The following is a 9,252-nucleotide window of genomic DNA, read 5'->3' as shown; positions in this document are numbered from 1 at the left end:
TCGCGCATGTTCACGCTTGAGAAAGCCACCCAGATCTTTCCCGACACCCTCTCGGCCGATGTGGTGCCGGCGATCACGGCTCGCTTCCAGCTGCTCAATGCCGAGGATCAGCTGGCCCTGATCTGGTACGCCTACCTCGAGATGGGCAACACCATCACGGTGGCCGCCCCTGGCGCGGCGCGCATGCAGTTTGCCGAGCCCGTGCTCAACCAAATCAAGGCGATGAACTTCGCCGAGCAGAGCCAGGTGATGTGCGACCTCGCCAACCGCACCGACACCCAGATCGGTCGCACCTACTCCTGCTGGTCGGTGAACATCAAGCTGGGCTTCTGGTATCAGCTCGGTGAATGGATGGCCGCCGGTCTGGTGGCGCCGATCCCCGAGGGCTACCAGCTGTCGGCCAACGCCTCGGCCGTGCTCAGTTCGGTGAAGGGCGTGGACCAGGGCCAGCAGATCACCCTGCTGCGCAACTTCGTGGTGGACATGGGCTACGACCCCGCCAAGGGCGAAGGCCAGCGGGTGATGGAGCCGATCGCCGCTCCCACGCCGGAGGACCAACGCAAGCGCGTGTTCATCGAGGGGGTGATCAACCCCACGGTGAACAGCTACATGGACCTGCTCAACGCCAACGACTTCGACAACCTGATCGAGCTGTTCCTGCCGGACGGTGCCCTCCAGCCCCCCTTCCAAAAGCCGATCGTGGGCCGGGAGGCTGTTCTGCGCTTCTTCCGCGAAGACTGCCAGAACCTGAAGCTGCTGCCTGAGCGCGGTTTTGCCGAACCCACCGAGGGCGATTTCACCCAGATCAAGGTCACCGGCAAGGTGCAAACCCCCTGGTTCGGCGCCGGCATCGGCATGAACGTGGCCTGGCGTTTCCTGCTCAACCCTGAGGGCAAGATCTACTTCGTGGCCATCGACCTGCTGGCCTCCCCCGCCGAGCTGCTCAAGTTCGGCCGTTGAGCAGAAGTCCCAATCGGACTGGACTCTCCGGTTTGCGCAGCACCACCCGCCGGGGACTGCTGCTCACCGCCCTGATCCTGCTGGGTTGGCTGATCTCCCTGATCGGCCTGCTCCAGCTGGATCTCGGCCAGCTTCCAGGGCCCGTCTTGGGCCCTCTGGTGATCGGGGCCGTTTTGATCCGCACCCTGCTGCAGACCGGCCTGTTCATCGTCGGCCACGACGCCATGCATCGGGTGTTGCTGCCCGAATCCCGGGGCTGGAATGACCGCCTGGGAACCCTTTCCCTGGCTTTGTATGCCGCCCTGCCCTACGGGCGGTGTCGGGCCAACCACCAGCGCCATCACCGCTTCACGGCCAGTGGCAAGGACCCCGATTTCCATGGCGATGTGGGTGCGGGGGTGTGGGGCTGGTACCGCCGGTTCATGGCCGGTTATCTGACCGTTGGCCAGATGGCCCTCCTGCTGGCCGCCTGGGGGCTGCTGGCCCTGATCGCCCGCGGGTTCACTCCCCTGGGCGCTTGGAACGTGCTGCTGTTCTGCACCCTGCCATTGCTGCTCAGTTCGCTCCAGCTGTTCCTGGTGGGCACCTATTTGCCCCACCGAAGCCAGCGTTCTCCCCAGTCCCAGGCCAGGCCCCAAAGCCTTGATCTGCCCCCCTGGCTGTCGCTGCTGGCTTGCTACCACTTCGGCTATCACCGGGAGCACCACGACCGTCCCGATTTGGCCTGGTTCCAGCTGCCCCGCCAGCGCCGCTGCTCCGTTCCCCTCGCGCCGGCCTGACACCCCGACTAGCGTCACTGCCAAGGAGATCGCCATGGAAGGTTCAACCGAGATGGCCACAGGGATGATGGACACCATGCTCGAAGGCTGGACCGAACCAGAACAGGCCGTGGCTCGGGAGGCGTTTGACCGGGCCTACAGCCGCGCCGTAGACCAGCTGGTGGCCACGGTTCGGTCTCGGGCTGAGGAGCTGAGCTCCGCCGACTCGGTGTGGCAACTGCATGACTTCCTCAGCATCGAGCGCCACACCATCGAAGGACGTTTCGATTTCCGCCTCGACGGCATCCTGTTTGTGTTCGCCAGCCTGGTGAAGGAGAGCCTGCTCCAGATCGATGAACTGGCCGGCCTCGATGCCGAGAAGCTGGCCAAGATTGTCGCGATGTCGCGCTTCTAGGGCCTCAGCTCACCGAAGGATCCCCCGTTCCATCCCGTTGCTCAGGCTGGGGAGAGGGAGAACTGGGGCTGGGAAGCGGAGCCGGACCCTGCAGCACCGGCAACAGGCTGTTGAGGCCCAGCATCACGAAAGACAGGGCTCCCACCAGGGCGAGCAGCCGCAGCAGCCAGGGGCGCCCCCGATCGATGGGCCAGTCGTCCTCGTCGTGGCGGTTGATTTCGGGGCGTGGTGACTTGTTCAGATGAAGACCATGGGGTTGGGGCGCAGAGAACGCTGGCCTTGGCCTGTTCTACCTTCTGGTCGAGGCCTGTCAGCACCATGAGGGCACTGTTGTTGCGGTCTCCTGGGTGCTCGCTGCCGCCGGCTGATTTCTCTGGTTCTGGTCCTGGCGCTGATCGCCTAGCCGCTCAGCTGCTCGGCCGAACGCGCTTGACCGCCAGGCCCGCTTCGGTGGCGGTTACGCCGGCCAGGAGCAGCAGGCCGACCAACCCCACCAGTTGGTTTTGGGTTTCTGCGGCAGCGTCTGCGTTCTGCCCCAAGAGGGCACCGGCAACGAACCAGCTGGTTGCCAGGGCTGAGGTGATCCAGTAGGCCTTCCAGCGCCGCTGGTAGAGGTAGCCGGCTCCCAGGCCCGGCACCACATTCAGAACAACGGCCACCCAACCGGCCGAGGCTGCAAGGATCTGCTCTCGGCTTGGGGGCATGGAACGAGCCAGTACGGAAGAGATCAACTCCCTGCGGAGCAGGGAATGGATGAATATGGAGCCAAGCGGACTCGAACCGCTGACCCCCTGCATGCCATGCAGGTGCTCTACCAGCTGAGCTATGGCCCCGATAGGACGCGTTGGCAACGAACCGCTGGTCGATTCGCTTGGCCCTGGGGCCTTGCCTAGCGCTGTTTGAGCTTACAACGCCGAGGGGTCAGACCTGGCGCCAGACGGCGACCAGCTTGCCCTGCACCGTCACCTGGTCGGCGGGAAGCACGATCGGCGCGTAGGCGGGGTTCGCGGCTTCGAGGGTCACCGTGGCTCCCTTGCGGTGAAAGTGTTTGAGGGTGGTGCCGCTGCCGGGCACCAGCGCACTCACGATCGTGCCGGGCTTGAGGCGGCTGGGGTCGGGCACGGGCTCCAGCAGCACCACGTCGCCATCGGCAATGTGGGCATCCACCATTGAGTCCCCATTCACGGTGAGGGCGAACAGGCCGCGGGTGTCGAGCACGGGGGCCAGGTCGAGGTGCTCCTGCACGTCGTCGAAGGTTTCCACCAGCCCGCCAGCGGCCACGGCGCCCAGCACGGGGATGCCCCCGGCCATGCCCCCCAGCAGTTGCAGGGTGCGGGCCTGACCTTCCTGCCAGGTGATCCAGCCCTTCTGCTGGAGGTGGCGCAACCGGCTCTGGATCGGCGCCGGGGAGCGCAGGCCCATGGCCTCCATCATTTGGCGGATCGAGGGGCTGTGGCGGTGGGCGCCGATGTAGTCGGCCAGCCAGTCGTACAGCTCCTGTTGGGCCGTGGTGAGCAGTTGCTGTTCGGGCACCGGCAATACAGATGAACCACTGGCCCAGTTTTGCCAGGTCGCCCGCGCTTTGTCCAGCCCGGGGCGGGCGGGCTTCCCTAGCGGCCCAGCAGCGCTGCCAGCAGGGCCTGCTGGGCATGGAGGCGGTTTTCGGCCTGGTCGAAGATGCGGCTGGCGCTGCCTTCCATGGCACCAGCGCTGATTTCCAGCCCCCGGTAGGCCGGCAGGCAGTGCAGCACGATGGCCCGCGGATCGGCCTCTGCCAATAGCTCCTCATTCAGGCACCAGCCGGCAAAGGCCCGTTCCCGCTCGGCCTTTTCTTCTTCCTGGCCCATCGAGGCCCACACATCGGTGTAGAGGGCGTGGGCTCCGCGCACGGCTGCCACCGGCCCATGCAGCACCTCCACGCTGCCGCCGTGGGCGGCCGCCAGGGTGCGCGACTGCTCGAGCACGGCCCCGTCGGGCTCGAAGCCCACCGGACAGCCGATCCGCACGTGCACCCCCAGCAGGGCGCCGCAGAGCATCAGCGAGTGGGCCACGTTGTTGCCGTCACCCACGTAGGCCAGGGTGAGGCCGCCGATCTCGCCGAAGGCCTCCTGCAGGGTGAGAAAGTCTGCCAGGGTCTGGCAGGGGTGCTCCAGGTCGGTGAGGGCATTGATCACGGGGATCGACGCCCAGTGGGCGTAGTCCGCCAGCTCCTCCTGGGCAAAGGTGCGGATGGCCAGGGCATCCACGTAGCGGCTGAGCACCCGGGCGGTGTCGGCCACGGGTTCGCCCCGTCCCACCTGGGTCACCTGGGGGTTGAGGTCGAGGGTCTGACCGCCCAGGCGCGCCATGGCCACGGTGAAGCTCACCCGGGTGCGGGTGGAGGCCTTGCTGAAGATCAGGCCCAGGGTTTTGCCGGCCAGATCCACCTGGATGCGGCCCGCCTTGAGGTCGGCCGCCAGCTGCAGCAGGGCCAGGGTCTGCTCGGCAGTCAGGTCGGCGGAGGAGAGGAGATCCCGGCCGTGGAGCTCTGCCAGGGCCGGGTATCCGTTGATGGCAGCCATCGCTGCAGCTCTAAAGAACCCTTATCCGTGATCGGGGGCCCCGGCGTCAAGGGTTCAGGCCGCCACCTGAACCTGCTCGGGCATCACACTGCTGGCCAGCAGCTCCTTGAGGTTGTCTCCTTCGATTACCTCCTTCTCGAGGATCTGCTGGGAGATGCTCTCCAGCAGCTCACGGTTGTGGCGCAGGATGGCCAGCGCCTTGTCGTGGGCGTTGTCGACCAGGGTGCGCACCTCCTTGTCGATGGCCTGGGCCGTGGCGTCGCTGACGGAGCGGCGGGGGTTGTTGCCGCCGCCGAGGAACCGGCTGCCGCCCTGCTTGTCGTAGGCCAGGGGGCCGAGGGTTTCACTCATGCCGAAGGTGCCCACCATCTGCTCGGCAATATCGGTGGCCCGTTGCAGGTCGTTGGCGGCACCGGTGGTGACTTCGCCGAACACGATCTCCTCGGCGCTGCGCCCACCCAGCAGGGTGGCGATCTGACCTTCGAGGTCTTCCTTGGAGTTGAGGAAGCGCTCTTCGGTGGGCAGCTGCAGGGTGTAGCCCAGGGCACTCATGCCGCGGGGCACGATCGAGATCTTGGCCACCTTGCTGCCGCCGGGCATCAGGTGCCCCACGATCGCGTGGCCCACCTCGTGATAGGCCACCACCCTCTTCTCGTCGGGCTGGAGCACCCGGCTCTTTTTCTCCAGGCCCGCCACCACGCGTTCAATGGCCTCGTTGAGGTCGGCCTGTTCCACCTCGGTGCGGTAGGCGCGGGCGGCCAGCAGGGCCGCTTCATTCACCAGGTTGGCCAGATCCGCCCCGGCGAAGCCACTGGTGGCCTGGGCGATCTTGTCGACGTCGACGCTGGGGGAGAGCTTCACCTTCTTGGCGTAGATCTCCAGGATCAGCTTGCGGCCCGAAAGGTCGGGGCGGTCCACCAGCACCTGGCGGTCGAAGCGACCGGGCCGCAGCAGCGCCGCATCCAGGGTTTCGGGCTGGTTGGTGGCGGCCAGCACGATCACCGGTTTGTCCTGACCGGTGAAGCCGTCCATCTCCGTGAGCAGTTGGTTGAGGGTCTGCTCCCGCTCGTCGTTGCCCCCCACCACGCCCATGGAGCCGGAGCGGCTCTTGCCGATGGCGTCGAGTTCGTCGATGAAGATGATGCAGGGAGCCTTTTTCTTGGCCTCTTCAAACAGATCGCGCACCCGGGCGGCGCCGGCGCCGACGAACAGCTCCACGAACTCCGAGCCGGAGATGATGAAGAAGGGCACCTCCGCCTCGCCCGCCACGGCCTTGGAGAGCAGGGTTTTGCCGGTGCCGGGAGGGCCCACCAGCAGCACGCCCTTGGGAATGCGGGCGCCGATGGCCGCATAGCGCTCAGGCTTTTTGAGGAAGTCGACGATTTCTGCCAGTTCGGCCTTGGCCTCATCCACACCGGCCACGTCGGCGAAGGTGACCCGGGATTCCTCATCGGGCACATACACCTTGGCCTTGCTCTTGGTGAAGCTCAGGGCGCCCTGGGCCCCACCGCCCATCTGGCGGCGGGCAAAGAACTGCAGCACCAGGATGAAAATCAGTGGCGGCACCACCCAGCTCAGGGCCGTGGTGATGAAGCTGGGCTTCTGCGGCGGCGCAGCGGCGAACTCCACCCCGTGCTGCTCCAGCCGCTGGGGCAGATCCATGTCGAAGATCGGCGTGGTGGAGAGCACGGTGGGGGCACCCTCCGCCTCGGGCTCCTTGAGCTCGTAGCGGATCTGGTCGGAGGTGATGTAGGCGCGCTTGACGTTGCTGCTGTTCACCTGGTCGATGAACAGCGAATAGGGCACCCGCGGCACCTGGGCGGCCGGGTTGGGCAGGAAGTTGCTGAACAGCAGCAGCACACCGAAGCCGATCAACACCAGGTTGATGATTCCGAAGCGGCGGTTGGGGCGGTTGTCGTCCTGGCGGATCGCCATGGTGCGGCAGCCAAAGGTGAAACCAAACTAGGCCTGTTGTTCCCGGCTTCGATCCAACGGGGGGTTGGGAGAACCGAACGCTGCTCTTTCCGAACCCAGCCCCCTGATGCGCCATGTGCGGTCGCTTTTCCCTCACCGCCCAGCTGGAGCGCCTGCTGCCGCGCCTGCAGGGGCCCTGGCCGCCGGGCCTGCGCAGCCACTACGCGCCGCGCGCGGAGGTGTGCCCGGGTGAGCCCCTGCTGATCCAGTGCCAGGAGAACGGCCAGCTGCAGGTGGCCCTGGCCCTGTGGGGCCTGCTGCCCGAGTGGGTCAAGGACCCAGCCACCGCCCACCGCCCCCTGCACGCCCGCTCCGAAACCGTGGCGCTCAAGCCGAGTTTCCGCGGCGCCTGGCGGCACCGTCGCTGCCTGATCCCAGCCGATGCCTTCTGGGAAAAGGGGCGCTGGCTGCGCCGCCGCGACGGCGACCTGTTCTGGCTGGCCGGTCTGTGGGACCGCTGGATCGGCCCCGATGGCAGCGAGCTGGACACCTGCTGCGTGCTCACCACGGCCCCCAATGCCCTGCTGGCCCCGATCCACCGGCGCATGCCGGTGGTGATTCCCACGGGCCTGGAGGACGCCTGGCTCGAGCCTGCCGACGGCCCGGGCCTGCGGGCCCTGGAACCCCTGCTGCTGCCCTGGGACCCGGGCGACTGGCAAGCCGATGGCGCACCGTTGTGGCTAGACCAGCCCCAGTTGGAGCTGGATCTTTGAGCCTCGAGCAACTGGATGCCTTCCTAGTGCATGCCCGGCAGACCCCGGCGCTGGCCTCCCAGCTGGCGGAGCCCCTGGAGTTGCCGACCTTCCTCGACCTGGCCCGCGGCGCTGGCTACAGCCTGGATGAGGCGGATGTGATCGCCGCGCAGCAGCGGCAGGAGGCCAGCCTCAGCGATGCGGAGCTGCAGGAGCGAGCCGGAGTGGAAGGTCGGCGGTTGCGCAATTTCATCCTTGCCTGAGTTCCCCATGGCGGCCGCCGCCGAGCGGGTCTGCGACTATCCACGCCCGCCGGCGCTGGTGGAGAGCACTGCCCACGTGCGGGTGGAGGCCCTTGGTGAGCTGCTCGCTGACACCCACCGCAGCCTGCGAGTTCTGGAAACCTTCCATCCGCCCACCGTCTACCTGCCGCCCGAGGCGGTGCGGCAGGAGTTGCTGCAGCCCAGTGCCGGTGCCAGCTTCTGCGAGTGGAAGGGGGTGGCCCGCTACTTCGATGTGGTGGTGGATCCGGGTGGCCCGGCCGAGCGCCGCCTGCGGCGGGCGGTGTGGACCTACTCCGAGCCCACGGCAGCCTTTGCGGCGTTGGCCGGCTGGTTGGCGGTGTATCCAGCCCTGATGGATGGCTGCTGGCTCGATGGCGAGCGGGTGACGCCCCAGCCGGGGGGCTTCTACGGCGGTTGGATCGCCTCCCAGGTGGAGGGGCCGTTCAAGGGCGATCCGCTGCATCCGGAGCTGGTCTGAGCCGCCACAGCCAGTCGTCGCCGAGGGCCTCGGGCGCCAGGGTCTGCCAGCTGGGCACCTGGGCCATGGCGGTGAAGCCCAGCTCGCCCAGGGGTGTGCGGGCGGCCAGGCCCCCCATCAGTTTGGGCGCGATCACCGCAGCCACCTCCTGCACGCAGCCCTCGCCCAGGGCCGCTGCGGCCAGTTCAGGGCCGCACTCCCACAGCACCTGGTTGCAGCCGCGCTCGGCCAGGGCCTCCAGCAGCAGCTTGGGGCGGCATTGGGGCAGCTCCAGGCTCTGCAGGCCGGGGTGGGCCGCGCCCAGGGCCGCGAGCTGCTGGCGGGCCTCGCGCGGTGCTTCCGGGCCATGGACCACCAGGGTGGCGGCGCTGGCCTGATCCCAGAGCTGGGCGCTGGCCGGCAGGTCCAGGCTGCGGCTGAGCACCACCCGCAGGGGCTCGGGCTGGCGCTGGCCGCGGCTGGTGAGCAGGGGATCGTCGCCGCGCACGGTGCCGCCGCCCACGATCACCGCATCGCAGCCGGCCCGCAGCCGGTGCACCCAGGTGCGGGCCTCAGCCCCGCTGATCCACTGGCTGGCGCCATTGCTGAGGGCGGTGCGGCCGTCGATGCCCATGGCCCACTTGAGGAGTCCCAGGGGCCGGCCCGTGGCGATGCGGTGGAGAAAGGGGCGGTTGAGGGCGCGGGCTTCGGCCTCAGCCACGCCGCAGATCACGTCGATGCCGGCAGCCCGCAGCTGGGCCAGCCCGCCTCCGGCCACCTGGGGGTTGGGGTCGGCCATGGCCACCACCACCCGGGCGATGCCGGCGGCGATCACCGCCTGGCTGCAGGGGGGTGTGCGGCCGTGGTGGCAGCAGGGCTCCAGGGTCACCACCAGGGTTCCGCCCCGGGCCCGTTCGCCGGCCTGGGCCAGGGCGCCCACCTCGGCGTGGGGTTCGCCGGCCCGGGCGTGGTAGCCCTCCCCCACCAGGGCCCCGCTGGCATCGATCACCACGGCGCCCACCAGGGGGTTGGGGCTGGTGCGGCCGGCACCGAGGGCGGCGAGCTGCAGGGCCCGCTGCATCCAGGGGCGCCAGGGGCTTGGGGCGGGGGGTGGCACTGAACAGGCGTGGAAGAGCTACAAATCGAGCGGG

12 protein-coding genes and 1 tRNA gene are annotated in these 9,252 nt (G+C 68.1%); 6 read left to right on the top strand and 7 right to left on the bottom strand.

Features of this window, described 5'->3' with window-relative positions:
* Positions 1 to 6: 6 nt before the first annotated feature.
* The 3 genes from H6G16_RS08295 to H6G16_RS08285 all read left to right on the top strand — a co-directional run bounded on the left by H6G16_RS08295 (position 7) and on the right by H6G16_RS08285 (position 2,133).
* Positions 7 to 960: an orange carotenoid-binding protein gene (locus H6G16_RS08295; protein WP_190389852.1), complete on the top strand. Its 954-nt coding sequence runs from the start codon at positions 7 to 9 to the stop codon at positions 958 to 960.
* Between the two features lie 32 nt (positions 961 to 992).
* The gene (locus H6G16_RS08290; protein WP_190389851.1) at positions 993 to 1,739 is read left to right on the top strand and encodes a fatty acid desaturase; all 747 of its coding nucleotides are present in this window, start codon (positions 993 to 995) and stop codon (positions 1,737 to 1,739) included.
* Between the two features lie 67 nt (positions 1,740 to 1,806).
* On the top strand, positions 1,807 to 2,133 hold the full coding sequence (locus H6G16_RS08285; protein WP_242036301.1) for a hypothetical protein: 327 nt from the start codon (positions 1,807 to 1,809) through the stop codon (positions 2,131 to 2,133).
* Positions 2,134 to 2,137: 4 nt separating this feature from the next.
* On the opposite strand, the gene H6G16_RS08280 is transcribed toward H6G16_RS08285, so the two are convergent.
* From H6G16_RS08280 to ftsH, 6 genes are all read right to left on the bottom strand, one after another.
* Positions 2,138 to 2,278, bottom strand: coding sequence for a hypothetical protein (locus tag H6G16_RS08280; RefSeq protein ID WP_190389850.1), 141 nt, complete (start codon positions 2,276 to 2,278; stop codon positions 2,138 to 2,140).
* 262 nt (positions 2,279 to 2,540) lie between these two features.
* Positions 2,541 to 2,837: a hypothetical protein gene (locus H6G16_RS08275; RefSeq protein WP_190389849.1), complete on the bottom strand. Its 297-nt coding sequence runs from the start codon at positions 2,835 to 2,837 to the stop codon at positions 2,541 to 2,543.
* Positions 2,838 to 2,893: 56 nt separating this feature from the next.
* Positions 2,894 to 2,966, bottom strand: a tRNA-Ala gene (locus H6G16_RS08270).
* 88 nt (positions 2,967 to 3,054) lie between these two features.
* A complete protein-coding gene (gene lexA / locus H6G16_RS08265) occupies positions 3,055 to 3,672 on the bottom strand; it encodes a transcriptional repressor LexA (protein WP_190389848.1) in 618 nt (205 codons plus the stop codon).
* A gap of 71 nt (positions 3,673 to 3,743) precedes the next feature.
* Positions 3,744 to 4,694, bottom strand: a complete 951-nt coding sequence (argF, locus tag H6G16_RS08260) for an ornithine carbamoyltransferase (protein ID WP_190389847.1) — start codon at positions 4,692 to 4,694, stop codon at positions 3,744 to 3,746.
* Between the two features lie 54 nt (positions 4,695 to 4,748).
* Positions 4,749 to 6,629, bottom strand: a complete 1,881-nt coding sequence (ftsH, locus tag H6G16_RS08255; protein ID WP_190389846.1) for an ATP-dependent zinc metalloprotease FtsH — start codon at positions 6,627 to 6,629, stop codon at positions 4,749 to 4,751.
* A gap of 113 nt (positions 6,630 to 6,742) precedes the next feature.
* Between ftsH and H6G16_RS08250 the strand changes: the two genes are divergently transcribed.
* Genes H6G16_RS08250 through H6G16_RS08240 form a run of 3 tightly spaced genes read left to right on the top strand, consistent with a single transcriptional unit; the run spans position 6,743 to position 8,122 of the window.
* Positions 6,743 to 7,381 carry an SOS response-associated peptidase gene (locus H6G16_RS08250; protein ID WP_190389845.1) on the top strand — a complete coding sequence of 213 codons (639 nt, stop codon included), beginning with the start codon at positions 6,743 to 6,745 and terminating at the stop codon, positions 7,379 to 7,381.
* The gene (locus tag H6G16_RS08245) at positions 7,378 to 7,623 is read left to right on the top strand and encodes a Nif11-like leader peptide family RiPP precursor (protein ID WP_190389844.1); all 246 of its coding nucleotides are present in this window, start codon (positions 7,378 to 7,380) and stop codon (positions 7,621 to 7,623) included. Before H6G16_RS08250 ends, H6G16_RS08245 begins: the two co-directional genes overlap by 4 nt.
* Before the next feature lie 7 nt (positions 7,624 to 7,630).
* Positions 7,631 to 8,122 (top strand): DUF427 domain-containing protein, encoded by a 492-nt coding sequence (locus H6G16_RS08240; RefSeq protein ID WP_190389843.1) that lies wholly within the window; start codon positions 7,631 to 7,633, stop codon positions 8,120 to 8,122.
* Here the strand turns inward: H6G16_RS08240 and ribD are convergent.
* Positions 8,088 to 9,182: a bifunctional diaminohydroxyphosphoribosylaminopyrimidine deaminase/5-amino-6-(5-phosphoribosylamino)uracil reductase RibD gene (gene ribD, locus H6G16_RS08235; protein ID WP_190389842.1), complete on the bottom strand. Its 1,095-nt coding sequence runs from the start codon at positions 9,180 to 9,182 to the stop codon at positions 8,088 to 8,090. The genes H6G16_RS08240 and ribD overlap by 35 nt on opposite strands.
* Positions 9,183 to 9,252 lie beyond the last annotated feature (70 nt).

This window comes from Cyanobium sp. FACHB-13342 (genome assembly GCF_014697415.1).
Taxonomy (GTDB): Bacteria; Cyanobacteriota; Cyanobacteriia; order PCC-6307; family Cyanobiaceae; genus Cyanobium_A.
This window is presented reverse-complemented; position numbering and strand designations above follow the sequence as displayed.